The sequence below is a fragment of the Bacillus cereus group sp. BfR-BA-01382 genome (assembly GCF_022663475.1).
Classification (GTDB): domain Bacteria; phylum Bacillota; class Bacilli; order Bacillales; family Bacillaceae_G; genus Bacillus_A; species Bacillus_A thuringiensis_S.
In genome coordinates this window covers 1-675 of the sequence record NZ_JAKUFQ010000256.1, presented here as the reverse complement: position 1 = coordinate 675, position 675 = coordinate 1, and the positions used below count along the sequence as shown (strand labels likewise).

Below are 675 nucleotides of genomic sequence, written 5' to 3'. Positions count from 1 at the left end.
ATGATGGCAGAGAGGTCACACCCGTTCCCATACCGAACACGGAAGTTAAGCTCTCTAGCGCCGATGGTAGTTGGGACCTTGTCCCTGTGAGAGTAGGACGTTGCCAGGCAAAATGGAGGATTAGCTCAGCTGGGAGAGCACCTGCCTTACAAGCAGGGGGTCGGCGGTTCGATCCCGTCATCCTCCACCATATATGTCGGAGGGGTAGCGAAGTGGCTAAACGCGGCGGACTGTAAATCCGCTCCTTCGGGTTCGGCAGTTCGAATCTGCCCCCCTCCACCATTCTTAATTATTGGGCTATAGCCAAGCGGTAAGGCAACGGACTTTGACTCCGTCATGCGCTGGTTCGAATCCAGCTAGCCCAGCCATTAAGAGCCATTAGCTCAGTTGGTAGAGCATCTGACTTTTAATCAGAGGGTCGAAGGTTCGAATCCTTCATGGCTCACCATTTTTAATAAAACATGCGGGTGTGGCGGAATTGGCAGACGCACTAGACTTAGGATCTAGCGCCTTTGGCGTGGGGGTTCGACTCCCTTCACCCGCACTTTTAATAAAATAACTCATACATGTCTTGCGGAAGTAGTTCAGTGGTAGAATACAACCTTGCCAAGGTTGGGGTCGCGGGTTCGAATCCCGTCTTCCGCTCCAATTTTCAATATGACATGCCGGGGTGGC

The 675-nt window shown here is 52.4% G+C and carries 6 tRNA genes and 1 rRNA gene; all 7 read left to right on the top strand.

The features are described 5' to 3' along the window. A 5S ribosomal RNA gene (gene rrf, locus MR160_RS33800) occupies window positions 1–109 on the top strand; the annotation flags it as partial. A 5-nt stretch (window positions 110–114) separates the two neighbouring features. After that, window positions 115–190: transfer RNA gene (locus MR160_RS33795), tRNA-Val, on the top strand. Window positions 191–198: 8 nt separating this feature from the next. Continuing rightward, window positions 199–282 (top strand) — tRNA-Tyr (locus MR160_RS33790). A gap of 11 nt (window positions 283–293) precedes the next feature. Then, window positions 294–368: transfer RNA gene (locus MR160_RS33785), tRNA-Gln, on the top strand. Window positions 369–372: 4 nt separating this feature from the next. Beyond that, window positions 373–448, top strand: a tRNA-Lys gene (locus tag MR160_RS33780). A gap of 15 nt (window positions 449–463) precedes the next feature. Then, window positions 464–544 (top strand) — tRNA-Leu (locus MR160_RS33775). Window positions 545–573: 29 nt separating this feature from the next. Further along, window positions 574–648, top strand: a tRNA-Gly gene (locus MR160_RS33770). Window positions 649–675 lie beyond the last annotated feature (27 nt).